This is a genomic window from Sphingomonas antarctica (assembly GCF_965137005.1).
Classification (GTDB): domain Bacteria; phylum Pseudomonadota; class Alphaproteobacteria; order Sphingomonadales; family Sphingomonadaceae; genus Sphingomonas_O; species Sphingomonas_O antarctica.
The window spans coordinates 53,002-70,900 of sequence record NZ_CBCRXM010000016.1 but is presented as its reverse complement, the minus strand read 5'-3'; the positions used below and the strand labels follow the sequence as shown (position 1 = coordinate 70,900).

The 17,899-nt window shown below is 64.9% G+C and carries 11 protein-coding genes; 5 read left to right on the top strand and 6 right to left on the bottom strand.

The features are described 5' to 3' along the window. The 5 genes from ACM9ME_RS13825 to ACM9ME_RS13805 all read left to right on the top strand — a co-directional run. A partial coding sequence (locus tag ACM9ME_RS13825; protein ID WP_415644045.1) for a beta strand repeat-containing protein occupies positions 1-3,229 on the top strand: 3,229 nt, incomplete at its 5' end. Positions 3,230-3,327: 98 nt separating this feature from the next. After that, positions 3,328-4,305, top strand: a complete 978-nt coding sequence (locus ACM9ME_RS13820; protein WP_415644044.1) for a GGDEF domain-containing protein — start codon at positions 3,328-3,330, stop codon at positions 4,303-4,305. Positions 4,306-4,404: 99 nt separating this feature from the next. Then, on the top strand, positions 4,405-5,622 hold the full coding sequence (locus ACM9ME_RS13815) for an aromatic ring-hydroxylating oxygenase subunit alpha (RefSeq protein ID WP_415644043.1): 1,218 nt from the start codon (positions 4,405-4,407) through the stop codon (positions 5,620-5,622). Next, the gene (locus ACM9ME_RS13810; protein WP_415644042.1) at positions 5,615-6,055 is read left to right on the top strand and encodes an endonuclease domain-containing protein; all 441 of its coding nucleotides are present in this window, start codon (positions 5,615-5,617) and stop codon (positions 6,053-6,055) included. Before ACM9ME_RS13815 ends, ACM9ME_RS13810 begins: the two co-directional genes overlap by 8 nt. Beyond that, a complete protein-coding gene (locus ACM9ME_RS13805) occupies positions 6,052-7,665 on the top strand; it encodes a phytoene desaturase family protein (RefSeq protein WP_415644041.1) in 1,614 nt (537 codons plus the stop codon). Before ACM9ME_RS13810 ends, ACM9ME_RS13805 begins: the two co-directional genes overlap by 4 nt. Here the strand turns inward: ACM9ME_RS13805 and ACM9ME_RS13800 are convergent. The 6 genes from ACM9ME_RS13800 to ACM9ME_RS13775 form a co-directional block, all read right to left on the bottom strand. Beyond that, complete coding sequence (locus tag ACM9ME_RS13800; protein ID WP_415644040.1) at positions 7,639-8,976, bottom strand: APC family permease; 1,338 nt, start codon at positions 8,974-8,976, stop codon at positions 7,639-7,641. The genes ACM9ME_RS13805 and ACM9ME_RS13800 overlap by 27 nt on opposite strands. After that, the gene (locus ACM9ME_RS13795) at positions 8,907-11,432 is read right to left on the bottom strand and encodes a TonB-dependent receptor (RefSeq protein ID WP_415644039.1); all 2,526 of its coding nucleotides are present in this window, start codon (positions 11,430-11,432) and stop codon (positions 8,907-8,909) included. The genes ACM9ME_RS13800 and ACM9ME_RS13795 overlap by 70 nt, the downstream gene beginning before the upstream one ends. A gap of 110 nt (positions 11,433-11,542) precedes the next feature. After that, on the bottom strand, positions 11,543-13,066 hold the full coding sequence (locus ACM9ME_RS13790; RefSeq protein ID WP_415644048.1) for a tetratricopeptide repeat-containing sulfotransferase family protein: 1,524 nt from the start codon (positions 13,064-13,066) through the stop codon (positions 11,543-11,545). Positions 13,067-13,130: 64 nt separating this feature from the next. Next, positions 13,131-13,703: a cysteine hydrolase family protein gene (locus tag ACM9ME_RS13785; RefSeq protein ID WP_415644038.1), complete on the bottom strand. Its 573-nt coding sequence runs from the start codon at positions 13,701-13,703 to the stop codon at positions 13,131-13,133. Between the two features lie 100 nt (positions 13,704-13,803). Beyond that, complete coding sequence (locus ACM9ME_RS13780) at positions 13,804-15,504, bottom strand: acyl-CoA dehydrogenase (protein ID WP_415644037.1); 1,701 nt, start codon at positions 15,502-15,504, stop codon at positions 13,804-13,806. A 26-nt stretch (positions 15,505-15,530) separates the two neighbouring features. Beyond that, a complete protein-coding gene (locus ACM9ME_RS13775; protein WP_415644036.1) occupies positions 15,531-17,840 on the bottom strand; it encodes a GH92 family glycosyl hydrolase in 2,310 nt (769 codons plus the stop codon). Positions 17,841-17,899 lie beyond the last annotated feature (59 nt).

Here is a 17,899-nt window from a genome sequence, read left to right as displayed (position 1 = left end):
GACCCCGACCCCGACACCCTCACCCACGGGCCTGTTCGGCACGCCGGTCGGCTTCATCCGTCACAATGCCAAGGGACCGATGGCGGCCGATACCGTGACCGTCACCGCGCAAGCCGACGGAACGTTCGATCGGGTCATGCTCGGCACGGCCAACACCATCACCCGCGACACCGCATCCGCGCCGGATCACGGCTTTGCCAAGGCCGCGAACGGCCAGATCATCGCCTGGACGCGCTGGGCCGGTGGCACCGTCGGCGAAACCTTGAACGGACCGGAGCCGCTGACCGCGGGGCAGGGCGATTACGTCATCGCGGGCAGCCCGGTGTCGAAGCTGCCGACCACCGGGCTGATCACCTATAATCTGCTGTCCTATCTTGCGCCGACATTCGTCGACGGATCGGCCAATCCGGGCAGTTTCTCCGGATCGATGACGCTCAACTTCGCCACGCGGCGTGTCGGGCTGGACTTCCTGATCGGACTCGCCGGATCGACGTACGAGCTCAAGGTTGGTGGCGATCCGGCCAACCCGACCGACTCCAGCTCGGGCTTCAGCATCGCTGGCCAGATCAACGCGACGGGGACAGTCACGGGCAGCCCGTGTCCTTCGGGATGTTTCGGCAATGCCTATGGGTCGCTGTTCGGCACCGGCGCGACACAGGCGGGTGTGACGTACCAGATCGGCGGCGGCGCCAAACAGATCATCGGCGGCGCGATCTTCGGCACCGGCGCGCAGACGGTGACATCGACCCCGACTCTGCCCGGACCGACGCTGCCGCACAGCGTCACGCCGACCACGCCCGGTGGCACCGGCGGCGCGACACTTGCCGCGACCAGCGGGCTGGTGGTGACCTATGCGGGCACGGCATCGGTCGCCTCCAATGTGGCGAACGTCACTGGATCGCGCACTCTGGGCGGCGCTTCGGGCGCGGTCGTGGACAATAACGGCGCGCTGCAAAGTTTCGGGACGCACAGCCTCGGTACGACCATCAACACCGATGTCTGGGCCAATACCGTGATGTCGATCGGTCGCTGGACCGATGGCACCTCGGTCGGCCCGGCGAGCAACGAACGCTTCCAGCCCAATGCCAGGGAAGGGCTGGCCTATCTCGTCACCGCGCCGTTCACCGGCATCCTGCCGGTGTCGGGCAGCGCGAATTACACGCTCGTCTCCGCCACCAAACCCAATTTCGTCGACGGCCTGTCCGATCCGGGCACGCTGACCAACGCGCTGCTGCGGATCGATTTCGGCAGCAAGCCGGTGTTCGATTTTTCGGGCACCGTGACGATGCCGGAGACGGGCGGGAGCAAGATTTACACGATCACGACAAGCACGCTGAGCGGCGGCGCCCTGAATTCGAGCATTTCGAACACCGGCGTGCTGACCGGCCAGATCAGCGTCACCGGTTCGACGGGCAGTTCCGCTTGTGCCGGACGCACCGGCGGGACGAGCTGCCTCGGCGATGTCAGCGGCTATCTCGCGGGTGGTGACGTGTCGCGCGCCGGATTGGTCTACACCTTTGGCGTGACCGGCGGCATCACCGGGGCGGCGCTGTTCCAATCGACCACCGCCGCCGCATTGCCGACCACGGTCGCGGCGGGCACGACCAGCGGCGATCCGAGCAAGAGCGGGTTCGTGAACCCCGCCGGGCAGGTCAATAACGGCCTGGTCAACATTGTCGCCACCGGGCCCTATGGCGCGAACGGCGGAGTGCCATTCACTTATTATCAGACGCAGGCGAACGTGCTGCTCGACGCGGCAGGGGCGATCAAGACCTTCGGGTTGCAGAAGACCGGCACCGTCAATGATCCCGCCGCGACGTTCGACCCGACATCCAGCTATTACCGCGTAACGGCGACGACCGCCGACGCGCAATCGGGTTCGGGCTGGCAGATCGGGCGCTGGAACGGCGGTGAGGTCGATGCACCGAACGGGCGCTTGCTCTACACGCCGGCCCAGGGGTTCCTCTACGCCGCCGTCAGGCCGGTCCCGGCGACGACGGTCACCGTCGCTGGCAGTGCGACCTACACGCTCAGCGGCGCGACCGCGCCGATCGCGTCGGACGCGCGCACGCTGATCTCGTCGTCGCTGACGGGGCGGATCGGCATCCTGTTCGCGACCGCGCCCAAGCTCGGTCTCGACCTGCACCTGTCCGCCAATTTCGGCCTCGGCAATTACACGGGCGATTTCGTGTCGTCGGGCGGGATCGCCTCGCCGTCGCTGTCGATGAACAGCAGCGATGGTGGCTTTGGCACGGTTTTCGCCAGCGGCCAGATCAACTCGACGGGCGGCACCAACTGCGTTCCCGCCTCGCTTTGCCGCATCAGCTACACGATCCAGACCGGCGACACGCGCGGTGCGCTTGCCGCGTTGACCTACGAAGCCACCGGCATCTTCACCGGCAGCACCAGCCTGCTCGGCGCGGCGGTGTTCAGCCAGGACAGCTTTACCGCGACGCCACCCGCCGGATCGCCGGCCCTGCCCCCCGCCGCGGCGGACAGCCGCCAGCTGGCTTATGCCGGCAGCGGCGTCGGCGGAGACGTGCGCAGCGACTATCTCGTCACGGCCGACAGCGCGGGCAAGATCACCAATTTCGCCAATCGCACCGCCACGACCGAATCCGTGTCCAGCGGCACCAACACCGTCGATGGCGGCATCGCGACGTCGGCGACCGACACCATCGCCTGGTCGCGCTGGTCGGGCGGGACGGCCAGCGGCACCTTCCTCGGGTCGAGCAAGATGTTCGCCGCCCGGTCGGCAAATCAGGGCTTTCATATCGTCAGCGGCGCACCCGCAACCAACATGCCGACCAGCGGCACGGCGCAATACACCCTGGCGGGCGCCACTGCCCCGACGGTCGAGGACGGATCGTCCGCGCCCGGCACGTTCACCGGCACGCTGGGCGTCGATTTCGCGGCAAAGAAGGTCGGCATCACCTCGACCGTCACGGTCGGCGGCGCGGCCTATGCGATGGCCACGACCGGCGGCGCGGCGGCACCCGGCGCCGGCGGGCTGAGCTACACCACCAGCACGACCAGCGCGGCGCAGGGCACGGGCTTTTCGGGCAGCGTCGGCGTGACCGGCGCGGGCGCCAGCTGTGGCGGATCGTGCAGTGCCTTCGTCAACGGCTTTTTCTCGGGCAATGGCGCGCCGTTCGCCGGGATCGACTATCTGATCCAGGGCAGCGATGCGACCAAGGCGATCCAGGGCGTGGCGGCATTCAAGAAATAAGGATGCCACGCGAGCGTTGATCCAGATCAGCATGCTGAAGAATCGTTAACTATCGCCGTGTATGGCTGCAGACGTTCAACGTTTGGGGGGGCCAGATCATGTCGAGCGCGACCCAGGCAGATGCGGAAAACGCGCTGGCGTTTCTCGCCCAGCAATGGTTGCCGCCGACACCCGAAAATTACACGCTGGCCTATATCGCGCTGACCGAGCCGAAATCGCAGATCGGGCGCGCGGTCAATGCGATCACCGAAGGCGGTGTGCGCATCCGGCAGGGCGAGGCCGACGAAATCGTGACGCTCTACGCCAGCGAAAACGCCCATGCCGAACCGGCGTCCAACAACGATGCCGAACGCGATGCGCTGCGCCATCAAACCATCAAATTGGGCGAGGTCGCGTCGAGCGCGGCGGCCGCCACCGGTGCGTTCACGCGCGACCTGAGCGCGGAAGCCGAAGGCTTTGCCGGCGACGAGGCGCGCACGGTACAGATCGTCACCCGCATGATCGAACGGTCGCGTCGCGCCGAAGAGGAATTGAACGCCGCCGCGAAGGAAGTCGAATCGCTGCGCGAAGAACTCGAAGCCGCGCGCGACGATGCCGAACGCGATCAATTGACGGGGCTGGGCAACCGGCGCGCGATCGACCGGCATCTTCAGCGCCTGGCCGATGGCGGTCGCCCGCGCGCGATCGGAATTTGCGACATCGATCACTTCAAATCGGTCAACGATCGCTTCGGCCACGGGGTCGGGGATCGCGTGCTCAAACTGGTCGCGTCGTCGCTCGCCGCGAGCTGCGCACCGCATTTCGTCGGACGCTGGGGCGGCGAGGAGTTCCTGGTGGTCATGGACGACGAGGACCAAGATTCGGGCATGGCCTTGCTCGATGCGGCGCGCGCGGACCTGTCGGTGCGAAAACTCAAATTGCGCGAGAATGACGAGCCGCTGGGCGTAATCTCATTCTCCGCCGGCGTCGCGGTGACGTCGGGCGATCACGGCGCGAATATCGCGGCGATTCACCGTGCCGATACAGGCTTGTATTGTGCCAAGGCCCAAGGGCGAAACCGGGTTTTGGCCAGCTGAACGGCTGCGGATCGGACGCATTCGGCCATTCGAACGCCTCTCGTCGATCTTCCCACCCACCCATGCGCCCGCTATCGCCAATGGTGGAAGGCAAAGCGCATGGCCACGGCGGCAAAGCTCATCACGGCGACGGACGAAGCGGATTACGGTCTGCCGGCCTGGGCCTATACCGATGCCGATATGCTCGCCGCCGAAAAGGCGAGGGTGTTCGCCCCGTCATGGCAGATCGTCTGTCATCTGAACGACATTCCGGATGCGGGCGACTGGCGTCAGCTGTCGATCCTCGGCGAAAACATCGTCGCGGTCCGGGGTGAGGATAATACCGTCCGCGCGTTCGCCAATGTCTGCCGCCACCGCGGCGCGCGGATTCTCGATGGTTCGGCGGGCTGTGCGAAAAAACTGATCTGTCCCTATCACGCCTGGACGTTCGAGCTGGACGGGCGCTTGTCGGGCGTCCCCAACCGCCGCGATTATCCCGCGCTCGATCCGCGCGAACACAGCCTGGTCGAATATCCGATCGAAATCTGGCGCGGGTTCGTCTTCGCCAGCATCGCAACGCCGCCCGCGTCGGTCGCCGAAATGATGGCGCCGTTCGAGGCAGAGATCGCGCCCTACCGGTTGGAGGAGATGCAGGCGATCGGTCGCGTCACCACCCGCCCGCGCCCGGCCAATTGGAAGAACATCTCGGACAATTACTCCGACGGCCTGCACATTCCCGTCGCGCATCCGGGCCTCAAGCGGCTGTTCCCGGGCGACGCCTATGCGGTGCAGGCGACCGAATGGGTCGACCGGCTCGGCGGACCGATCGCGCTCGATCCCAAGGCCAGTTTGTCCGAGCGCTTATATTTCCAGCATTTACCGAATGTCGATCACCTGCCGGCGGATCGGCAGCGCTATTGGTTCTACTACAAGCTGTGGCCGAACGTGGCGTTCGACCTGTATGCCGACCAGATCGATTTCATGCAGTTCATCCCGCTGACGCCCGACACGACGATGATCCGCGAAACCGCTTACGCGCTGCCCGACGACCGCCGCGAAATGCGTGTCGCGCGCGCGCTCAACTGGCGCATCAACCGCCGCGTCAGCCAGGAGGATTCGGATTTGGTCGCGCGCGTCCAGGACGGCATGAAGTCGAGCAGCTTCGTGCGCGGCCCGCTCGGCACCAGCGAAGTTTGCCTGCGCGCACTCGCGCGGCGAATGCGGACTTTGGTGCCGGAGGTGTGCGCGCTGACTCCGCCTCCTGCCGGATGGGGACGGATCCAAAAGCCCCTCCCCTTCAGGGGAGGGGTTGGGGTGGGGCCGTCGCCACATGCGTGACCAACGGCTGCTGGGTTTCGCAAATCAACTGCGTAAAGAACCAACGCCGCTCGAAGTGATACTTTGGCGGCACCTCAGCCGATCCCAGTTGAACGGCTATAAATTTCGGCGGCAAACGGTGATCGACCGGTACATCGTCGACTTCCTGTGCCCGTCAAAGGCGCTGATCGTGGAGGTCGATGGCGAAACGCACGACTCTCGGCGCGACGGCGTGCGTGACAACCGACTGGCCGAGTTGGGCTATCGCGTCCTTCGGTTCACGAACGCCGAAGTTGGACAACAGATTGAGGGCGTAATTACGACAACCGGCACCGCACTTGATACGTTGCCGGATCGCTGGGCTGGACGGCCCCACCCCAACCCTTCAAAGCATTGCTTTGAACCTGAAGGGGAGGGGCTACCAACGGCCCACCGCGAAGGTGCGAAAGCATGACCAAGACATACGACGCGATCATCATCGGCGGCGGGCATAACGGCCTCGTTTGCGCTTTTTATCTCGCCCGCGCCGGATTGAAGGTGCGCGTGCTCGAACGGCGGCACATCGTCGGCGGCGCGGCGGTGACCGAGGAATTCCACCCCGGCTTCCGCAATTCGACCGCCAGCTACACGGTCAGCCTGCTGCGCCCCAAGGTTATCAAGGACATGCGCCTGCACGAACGCGGCTGGCGGATCATCGAGCGCACGATCAGCAACTTCTTCCCGCATGACAATGGCTATCTCAAACTCGGCGGCGGCACCGCGCGGACGCAGGCGGAGTTCGCCCGCTTCAGCCAAAGAGACGCCGACACCTTCCCCAAATACGAAGAAGCGCTGGAACGCGTCGCCGAAGTCCTGCGCGATATGGCACTCAAGACCCCCCCCAATGTCGGCGGCGGTTTGCGCGCGCTCATCGCCGCTGCCGCTCAGGGCAAACGCCTCGCCGGAATGGACCTCGAGGCACAGCGCGACACGATGGACCTGTTCGTCAAATCGGCGCGCGGCTTCCTCGAAAGCTGGTACGAAAACCCGTACATCCAGGCCGCATTCGGCTTCGACGCCGTCGTCGGCAATTATGCCAGCCCCGACACGCCGGGCAGCGCCTATGTCCTGCTCCACCACGTGTTCGGCGAGATCAACGGCAAAAAGGGCATGTGGGGCCACAGCGTCGGCGGCATGGGTGCGATCACCCAATACATGGCGGAGGCCTGCGTCGAAGCAGGCGTCGAGATCAGCGTCGAAGCGCCAGTCGCCAAAGTGCTGGTCGATGGCAACAAGGTCACCGGCATCAAACTCGCAAGCGGAGAGGAAATCGCGGCGGACATCGTCGCCTCCAACGCCGGCCCCGCTTTGCTTTACCGCCAGCTTATCGACCGCAGCGACCTGACCCCCGAATTCGCCCGCCGCATGGACGGCTTCAAGGCTGGGTCGGGCACCTTCCGCATGAACGTCGCGCTCAGCGAACTGCCCGATTTCACCGTCCTGCCGGGCAAGGACAAGGCCGAACACCACACCGCCGGGATCATCATTTCCCCGACGCTCGATTACATGGACCAGGCATTCACCGACGCGAAGGCGTTCGGCTGGTCGAAGGAACCGATCGTCGAGATGAAGCTGCCCACGTCGGTCGACGACAGCCTCGCCCCTCCCGGGCAGCACATCGCCTCGCTGTTCTGCCAGCAATTTGCCCCCGTATTGCCGGACGGCCGAAACTGGGACGACGAACGCGAAGCTGCTGCCGACCTGATCATCGACACCGTCACCAAACACGCCCCCAATTTCCGCAAATCGATCATCGCGACGCAAATCCACTCGCCGCTCGATCTGGAGCGCAAATTCGGGCTGATCGGCGGCGACATCATGCACGGCCACATGACGCTCGACCAACTCTGGGCCGCGCGTCCGGTCCTCGGCCACGGCGATTATCGCGGGCCGCTCAAAGGGCTCTACATGTGCGGCTCGGGCACGCACCCCGGCGGCGGCGTCACCGGCGCGCCGGGCCACAATGCCGCGCACGAAATCCTGCGTGACCGGAGTCTGCTAGGCCGCCTGTTCGCGCGGGCGTAGCCAGTAAAGCGGCACCGCGGTGAGCATCAGCGCGATGCTCAGCACCACCGCCTCGACCCCCGCACCCGCCAGCACCCACGCGCAAAAGACCAGCCCGATCGCGGCGGGAACGCGCGCGATGCCCAGTCGCAACGCGGCAACGCACGCGCCGGCATACAGCCACACCGTCGATGCGGTGGTCAGCCGCAGCATGAAGTTGAGCACATTCTCCATGCCCGGAATCGTCCCGGACAGGATCAGCAGGCTCGCCAGCCCGCTCGCCAGCAACACGCTCCGCGCGGACGCGTCACGACCGGTGGTGTGCGCGAACCATCGCGGCAACAGCCCGGCACGCGCCATGCCCAGCGGCAACTCGCCCTGCATCAGCACCCAGCCATTGAGGCAGCCGATCGCCGCGATGGCGGCGAACGCGGCGATGATCAGCCCCGCACCGCGTCCCCAGAATATTTCGACGAACATCGCCACCGGCGCATCGGCGGCGGCGACCGTCGCTTCGGGCAGCGCGAACACGATGCCGTTCGAGATGACGAAGTAGAACGCACCCGTCAGGGCCGTCCCGAACAGGGTCGCGCGCAAAATATTTCGCGCGGGATCGCGCACCCGCTCGGCGGCAAGGCTGGCGCATTCGAAGCCGACCAGCGGAAAGAAGGTCAGGGTCAGCGCGGTGCTCAGGCTGCCGCCCGAAAACGGCGTGTGCGGGCTGGCGGAAAACTGGCCGGACGATCCGAAGGCAAGGCCGATTAGGATCAGGACTACGGCGATCAGCGGCAACAGCTTCAGCAGCGTCGTCGCGACCTGAAACCGCCCCGCGCCGCGCGCGCCGCCAAGATTCAGCGCCGTCAGCGCCCACACCAAGGCCGTCGCGCCGAGCGCCGTCGCCAGCGGCGTCGCCGTCAATTCGGGCACGAACCGCGCGAGGTATCGGACCGCCGTCAGCGCGATGATCGCATTGACCGCCCACACCGCGACCCAATAGCTCCAGCCGATGATCAGGCCCGGCAGCGGCCCCAAACCTTCGCCGACGATGGCCACCGCGCCGGTCGCCCCCGGCCGCGCGGCGGCCAGCTCCGACAGGATATAGGCGATCAGCAGCGCGCCCGGGATCGCCACACCCCATGCGACGAGCCCGGTCCAGCCATATGGCGCCAGTTGCGCCGGGATCAGGAACACACCCGACCCGACCATGCTCCCGACGACGAGCGCGCTCGCCGTCCAGATGCCGAAGGGGCGGTCGGTCTGGCTCAGAACTTCACGCCGCCCCTCAACCCGAACGTGCGCGGCGTGAACGGCACGATATACGTCCGCAGGCACGATCCGCATTCGGAGAAACGCGTGATCTGCGCGCGCTCGTCGAATGCATTGTTGAGGAACGCTTCGATCGAGAACTGGCTGTTCGCGCCGAAATCGACCCCCGCGGTGAAATCGGTCAGCGTGTAGGCGGGAAGGCGGCCCAGCTGATCCGCGGGGCTATAGATCGTTCCGGTCCCGGTCTGGACGGCCCGGTCGCGCACATCCGACGTGGCCGAGCTTTGATGCACGACGTTCGCCTGCACATGCCCCTTCATGTCGCCGCCCAGCGGGAAGCCGTAACGGGCGGTCCCGCTGACCTTGAATTTGGGCGTGATCGGCAACCTGCGCCCGGCGAGCGAGGCGATGAAGTCGGCCCCCGTCGCCGCACTGCCCAGCGTCGGATAGACCGTGCACGTCGTGTCGTTCTGCGCGCACAGATTATTCCGCGTCTTGGCATCGGTGTACGATCCCGCCGCGGTCAGCGACAGCCCGCCGAGATTGAGCGCGGCATCGGCCTCGACCCCGCGAATACGCGCGTTGGGGCCGTTATGAATCTCGGTGAAGCTGTTCGCGCCGAGGAACGCGAACTGGAAATTCTTCCAGTCCTGCTGATACACTGCCCCGTTGATGCGTAATTTGCCGTCGAGCCAGGTCGTCTTCACACCGACTTCGTAATTAGTCAAAAAGTCCGCCGCATACGGCGCCACCGTGCCGCGCCGGTTGATGCCCCCCGGACGATAGCCGCGCGACCAGGTGCCATAGAGCAACAGGTCGCGGCTCGGCTTCCACGTCAGGTTCAATTTGTGGAGGAAGCCCTGACCTTGCGTCTCCTTGGGCACGATCTTGCCGTTGCCCACGAACGTCCCGAGGTTGGTGCACGGTCCACCCGGGACCGCCGCACCGATCAACGTGCCGCCCGGATTGTCGCGCACCGTCGATCCGTCGGTGTTGAAACATCCGGCGACGCCGGTGCGCGAACTGCCCGCCGCATTGTACGGCGGCCCGTTCGGATCGCGCCCGAATCCGAAGAACCCGATCAGCGAATTGTCGTAAATATACCCGCGCGCACCGCCGGTCAGCGTCAGTGTCGGCACGATGTCGAAACTCGCTTCACCGAACGCCGCATAATCCTTGTCGACGCGCTTTTGCTGGGTCAGCCACAGCGTGCCCGGATGCCCGTTGACCGACAGGTTCGCGGCGAGGTTCGGCACGAAATAATCCTGATGGATCAGGTTCGACTGGTTTTGGTAAAACAGCCCGGCGACGACGCGGAAGCGCTCGTCCTGCGGGCTGGCGACGCGGAATTCCTGGCTGGTCTTCTTGAAATGGTCGCTGCCGAACACGCGTTGGCGGGAATCGATCGTCTGGCCCGCGGCATTCTGGAAATAGAAATAACCGGCGACGCCGCCGACGCTCGAATAGAGCGAGTCATAGGTTTCGGCGTAATCGGTATAATCCGACGACGACGACCGTTTCCGGTCGAGATACGCGCCGGCGTAAGTCAGGTCCCAATTGCCCAGCTTGCCCTCGATGGTCAGCGCACCCTGCAGATACCGGTCCTTGCCGTAATCGGGGAAGAAATGCTGGACCTTCAGGTCGCCGACGCTGGGGTCATAGCCATAGACGCCGTGCGTGCGCTGATCCTGATACAGGATCGTCGGCGTCACCGTCCAATTGTCGTCGAGATCGATCTTCAGCGCGGCGCGCCCGCCCCAGGTATCGGTGTCGTTGAAATTCTTTTTGACCAACGCGTTGTTGTTGACGGTGATCCCGCCGGGCTGCGGCAGGAACGCGCGCGTCCCCGCGACATTGTCGATGAACCCCGTGTCGTGCTGGTAATAACCAACGACGCGCAATGCCGCTGCGTCCCACAACGGCAGGTTGATGACGCCTTCCAGCTTGCCGCCGACGCCGCCCGAATGGACGCTGTTGACCTCGCCATCGACGCGGCCTTCGACCTGGTCGAGCACCGGCTTGTTGGTGATGATGCGGATCGTGCCCGCTTCGGACGAGGCGCCGTAAAGCGTGCCTTGCGGACCCGCGAGGCTTTCGATCCGGGCGATGTCATACACATGGACGTCCAGCGTGCCGCCGATCGTCGTGACCGGCTGTTCGTCGAGATAGACGCCGACCGAGGGCAGCGATCCCGAATGGTTGCCGTCGCCGCCCGATGCGACGCCGCGCATATAGACGTTGGTGACCCCGGGCGCCGACGTCTGAAACGACACAGACGGCAGCTGCTGGGCATATTCGTTGAAATTCGAAATGCCGAGCTGGTCGAGCTTCTTCGTGCTCAGCGCCTGAATGCTGATCGGCACGCTTTGCAGGCTTTCCTCGCGCTTTTGCGCGGTGACGATGATTTCCGATTCACCTTCGTAGGACGCCGGCGCACTGGCGGCGTTCTGTGCCATCACCGTCGTCGGGATTGCGACCGATGCCAGCAATGTGGCGGCGAGCGTGACTTTGGTGACGGACATCGTGCGGCTCCCTTTATCGAACGTCAGGGTGAGTCCGGACGGCCCGAGCGTCAACCGGTTATAGGCCTTTATTGTGCGATGCCGCATCGGTTGTGACGTTGTTGCAACAATCAAGCGGTGTTGAGCGGACCCAGCGCGTCGCGCAACGGCCCCAACCACGGGTCGAACCCGCGCCAGCCATCGACACCGTCGCGGAAAATCGGCCGCCGCACCTGTTCGGACGAAGCGGTGCGCACTGCGCGGTCGGTTTCATGGAAGCGCAAGCAAGCCTCCTCGAACGGCAGATCGAGCGCGTCGAGCAAAGCGCGGACCTGACCGTCGAGATCGTCGACCAGTTCTTCGTAATTCACCCGCTGCACCGCGCCGGGATCGGCCATGTCGAAATGCGCTATCAACCGCAAATAGTCGCGGTAATAACGCCCCATGTCGGTCAGATCGTAACTGAACGCCTGACCCCGCGCAAAATGCTGTTTGAAATTGGAGAAACAGCACGCGAGCGGATGCCGCCGCGCATCGATGATTTTTGCCCGGGGCAGGATCAGCCGGATGAAACCTGTGTGCGCCCAGTTGTTGGGCAATTTGTCGATGAAATACGGCTTGTCGGTACGACGCTGGATGGCAGCGCGCGCGAGATAACTCTCGCCCAATTTGCGCAAGTCGGCGGCGGACAGCGTCGCCAAATTCTCGGGATACCCCTCGACTCGCGCCAGCGCCGGAATGTCGGGCAGTTCGGACGTTCCTTCGACCTGCGAATGGCTCGACAGGATTTGCTCGACCAGCGTCGATCCGGCGCGCGGCATGCCGACGATGAAGATCGGGTCCGGCGCCGGATAGCCATCGCTCCTGTGCGCCGCCAGAAACTCGGGCGTGAACAGCGCGATCGACCGATCGACAAACCGCTCGGTCTCGTCGGCATCGTAGACGATCTTGGTCCGCCGCAGCGCATTGCCCGCCGCATAATGGCCGAAGCTCGCTTCATGGTCCCCCAAATCCTCGCGCGCCTTGCCCAGCGCGAAGTCGAGGTGAAAGCGGTCCTCGTCCGAAATATCGTCGCGGCCGAGCGCCGCCTCCATCGCCGCCAGATCGTCGGCACCGAACCGCACCGTCTTCAGATTGGCGAGGCTCCACCACACCTCGCCCAGCGCGGGCGCAATCGACAGCGCGCGGCGATAGGCCGCAACGCCGTCGGCCTGCCGCCCGACGGTTTTGAGCATATGCCCGTAACTCATCCAAACCTTCGGCTGGTTCGGTGCGTCTTTCAGCACTTGTTCGTACAGCGCGATCGCTTCGTCGAACCCGCCGACGCGGCCGAGCGCCGCCGCCTTCAAATTGGCATGCGCGATATTGTCCGGGTCGTCGGTCAACAGCCGCGTCAGTTCGTCGATCGCCTCGGTGGGACGGTTCTGGCGATACAGGCAGGTGGCGAGGTTGGCCCGCGCCGCTTCCCATTCGGGCGCCAGTTCCAGCGCGCGGCGCAGCAGCGTTTCGGCGTCCTTGTAACGCCCGATCCGCCCCGCCAGTTCGGCCAGCATGCGGATCGCGGTGACGTCGAACGGATCGGCCTTCAAATGGCTGCGCAGAATTGGCTCGGCAACCGCCAGATCATTGTCGTGCAGCGCGAGCGCGGCGCGCATCAACTCCGGATTGCCGACCCCGCGGCTGACGCGATGCTCGACCAGATCTGCGCTGCGCAATCGATCAGTCACACCGGGTCCCGCCGGATCGCGTGTTGATGATCCAGTCGCTTGTGACCACTTGCGCGAATTCGTCGTGCAGATCGCTCAACGCCGCCTGATGGACCTGCTCCGCCGGGCGGATCGACCCGTCGAGATTGGCGCGGTCGAATGTGGCGGTGGCATCGGACACGACGAATGTCTCGAACCCCAGATTGCCCGCCATGCGCGCGGTGGTCGATACGCAATGGTTGGTCGTCAGCCCGACGATCGCCAGGGTCGTGACTCCCGCGGCGCGCAGATCCGCCTCCAGCGTCGTGCCGATAAAGGCGCTGTTGACCTGCTTCTTATACACCGCCTCACCGGGCCTCGGGATCGCTTCCGGTTTGGGCGCGTGTCCCGATGCGTCGCTGCGAAAACGCCCGGCGGGATGCGGTGAATCGTGATGGATATGAATGATTGGCCACGCGCCGGCCCGCCAAAACTCCAGCAAATGCGCGATTTTCTCCTCCGCGCCGGGGTTGTTCCGCGGCCCCCAGGCGGCATCGTCGAACCCCCGCTGCACGTCGATCACCAGCAGTGCAGCCGTACCGTTCATCGGGCTCGATAACTCCTTTTTCCGGTCGTCCCCTGCGTCCCCGGCTTCGTGCGTCGTCATGGCCAAAGGCGGCGCTTCGCGTCAACCGGCGCGGCCCGCTTCAGGCCGCAAGCGTCTCGGCATCCAGTTCGTACAGTCGCGCGGCAGGGGCCGAGGCGGCGGCGGCGAGGCCCAAAGCCTCGGGCACGATCTGCTCGAGATAAAAACGCGTCACGCTGGCCTTGGCGCGCAGGAATGGCGTCGTGCCGCTTTCGGCGACGGCATGTTCGCGCGCCATCAGCCAGCCGCACACCGCCACCGACAGCATCGTTTGGAATGGCGTGCTCGCCGCCAACCGATCGTCCATGTCGGCGGCCAGCAAATTGCGCGCGATGTCTTCGCAACCCGTGATCAGATCGCGGAGCAAGGGGTCGCTGACATCGGCGCGCATGTCGGCGATCAGCCGCTGGAACGCGCCGCCATTGTCGAGGCCGAGCTTGCGTCCGACCAGATCGGCGGCCTGGATGCCGTTGGTGCCTTCATAGATCGGGGTGATCCGCGCGTCGCGGAAATGCTGCGCGGCCCCGGTCTCCTCGATATAGCCCATGCCGCCGTGGACCTGCACGCCGATGCTGGCGACTTCGTTGCCGAGGTCGGTCGCATGGCTTTTGGCCAGCGGGGTCAGCAGGTCGAGGCGCAGCTTGGCCTCGGCGTCGCCGGCGTTGGCGCGATCGACCTGTCCGCAGGCGAGATAGACCAGCGCCCGCGCCGCCTGGGTCTGCGCGCGCATCCGCAACAGCATGCGGCGAACGTCGGGGTGTTCTACGATCGCGACGGACCCCGCGCCGGGGGCGGAGGCGCGAGGGCTCTGGATGCGTTCGCGGGCAAAAGCCAAGGCGCGTTGCGTGGCGGCTTCGGCCACCTGCACGCCCTGCAGCCCGACGTTCAATCGCGCATTGTTCATCATCGTGAACATCGCCCGGATGCCGCCAAATTCGGGGCCGATCAGCTCGCCGATACAGCCACCCTCCTCACCGAAGGCGAGAACGCAGGTGGGGGAGGCGTGGAGACCCATCTTGTGTTCGATCGAGACGACGCGGACATCGTTCGGTGCGCCGGGATTGCCGTCGGCATCGAGGCGGTATTTGGGGACGAGGAACAGCGACAGGCCCTTGGTCCCGGCCGGCGCATCGGGCGTGCGGGCGAGGACGAGGTGGACGATATTGTCCGCCATGTCGTGATCGCCGAACGAGATGAAGATCTTGGTGCCTTTGATCGAGAAGGTGCCATCGCCGCGAGGCGTGGCGGTCGAGCGCAGCGCGCCGACATCCGACCCGGCCTGTGGCTCGGTCAAATTCATCGTCCCGGTCCATTCGCCGGTCGCCAGCTTGGGCAGATACAAGGCTTGCTGCTCCGGCGATCCGTGATGGGCCAGCGCCTCGATCGCACCGACAGTCAGCGTCGGGGCGAGCGCGAAACCCATATTCGCAGTGCCCAGCGTTTCGAGCACCGCCGCGGACAAAGCGAACGGCATGCCTTGGCCGCCATGTGCCTCGGGGCTGCCGATCGTGCCCCATCCGCCCGCGACATAGGCTTGATAGGCCTCGCGATAGCCCTTGGGCATCGTCACGCCTTCGGGGCTCCAGCGCGGCCCTTCGGTGTCGCCGATCCGCGCCAGTGGCGCCCATTCGCCCGCGGCGAATTCGCCTGCGCCGGACAGCACGGCTTCTATGATGTCGTCATCGACGCCAAGCTCGGCCAGATTGACGATATGCTCGAGCACGAACTGCTGTTCGGCAACGGCTGCTTTAAACTCGCTCATTCAATTCCCTCTGCGCGTCCTGCTAATCAATAGCCGGTGGCGGAGAAAGGCCTGGCGGACTTTGACGTCGCCCAAATCTTGTTGGGCTGCGTCGCCATCGTGAAGCGCAGCTCGCCACCCGCGACGATCTCGCTGTGCCGGATGAACCCGCGGGCGAGCGGACGCCCGTTGAGCGTGACCCGCCCGACATAGCGCGCTGCACCCGAAAGTCCGTCGGCGATGATCGTGAAATTTCGTCCGTTAGGCAGATGCAGTGCGATGCGGTTCGCGAACGGTCGCCCGATGACGTACTCGCCACTGCCGGGCGCCACCGGATAGCAACCCATCGCGGTGAACATCAGCCACGCCGACATCTGACCCAGATCGTCATTGCCCGACAGGCCGTCGGGCGTCGGCTTGTACTGGCTGGCAACGATCTGGACGAGGCGCTCCTGCGTACGCCAAGGCTGGCCGGCATAGTTATACAGATAGGCGACGTGATGGCTCGGTTCGTTGCCGTGGATATATTGGCCGATCAGCCCGGCAATGTCCTCGGCGTGGCTGTAATCGAGTTTCGAATTGTCGAAATCGAACATCGCGTCGAGTTTCTTGACCGTCGCCGCGTCGCCGCCGAGCATGCGGATCAACCCGCCCTGATCCTGTGGCGCGAACCACGAATATTGCCACGCATTCCCCTCGGTATAGTCCGATCCATAATTGATTGCGGTCGGATCGAACGGCACGCGGAAGCTCCCGTCGCTTTTCCGCGCGCGCAGGAAACCCGTCTTTGCGTCGAAACTGTTGCGCCAGTTCATCGCACGCTTGTCGAAGCGATCGGCAATATCCTTGCGGCCCATTTTCCGCGCCATTTGCGCGATGGTCCAGTCGTCATAGGCATATTCGACGGTCTTCGACGCGGCTTCGGGTTCGCGGTCGATCGGCACGTAGCCGTGCGCAATATACTCGTTCAGCCCGCCATAGGGCGCATAGTCGGCGCTCGCGACCATCGCATCGAGCGCCGCCTTCGCATCGAACCCGCCAATCCCCTTCATATAGGCGTCGGCGATGACCGGAACGGCGTGATAGCCGATCATCGTCCATGTCTCACGCCCCTGGAATTGCCAGACGGGGAGAATGCCGAACGGACTCACCTGCTGACTGGCGATCAGCGAATTGACGAAGTCGGCATTGCGCCGCTCTGGCTGGATCAGCGTCAGCAGCGGATGTTCGGCACGGAACGTATCCCACAGCGAAAAGGTCGAGTGGAAGGTGAAGCCTTTGGCTAGATGGACCTGATCGTCGGGCCCGCGATAGCGTCCGTCCGCATCGCCCATCACGCTCGGTGCCATCAGGCTGTGATAGAGCGCGGTATAAAGCGTCTTGCGCATCGCCGGCGTGGCCTGAATTTCGGCGGCCCCCAAAGCCTGCTGCCATGCCTTGCGGGTGGCCGAACGGATCGTGTCGAAATCGCCCGGTTCGCTGACGAGATTAGCGAGCGCGCCTGCCTCGTCGACACCCGAAATCGCCACGCGCGCTTCGAGCGGTTCCTGCAGCGGGCCGAAGTCCAGTCGCGCGACCAAGGCGCGCCCGGCAAGCTGATCGACATGATCGTCACCGCGCCCCGGACCCTGGAATCCGCGGTATGGGATCTTGTCCTCCTTGTTGAGGAACGAATGCCCGGTCAGCGGCGCGGAAAAGCGCATCGCGAACCATAATTTGCGCGCGGGCGCCCAACCGCGCGTCTCACGCATGCCGGTGATCGTCCCGTCGGGCATCACCCGGACCGTCGACCACAGGATCTTGCCCGGATAATTGTAGATGCTCGACCGCAGATCGAGGATCAGATGCGCCGGCGCGCCGGCCGGGAAACTGAAACGCTGCACCCCGACGCGCGTCCCCGCGGTCAGTTCGGCGCGGACGCCGCTGTCGATCAGACTGACTGCGTAATAGCCGGGCGTCGCGATCTCGCCGTCGTGACTGAACCGCGAGCGATATCCGGTGCCTGGCTCGCCGGGCTCCAGCTTGACCGCATCGTCAGCTCCGACCGCGGGCATGACCAGAAAGTCGCCTAGGTCGCTATGCCCCGCGCCCGAAAAATGGGTCATCGAAAAGCCGGTTATCGCGCTGTCTTCGTAGCGATAGCCCGCCGCCCATTTGTAACAATCGCGGATCGCGCAGCTGGTATTGGTATCGGGGCTGAGCTGTACCATTCCGAATGGCGCGACCGCACCCGGGAATGTATGTCCCTCACCGCCAGTTCCTATAAACGGATCGACCGCATCGACCGCGCTCAAGACAGGTGGTTCGGCGGTCGCAGCGCTGGCACCCAACAGAATCGCGATGAGTGCAACCTTCATGTCGCCATCCCTGTTCCAGAGCGCATCGATAGATGTGCGTCATCGGTTATTGGGCCCAA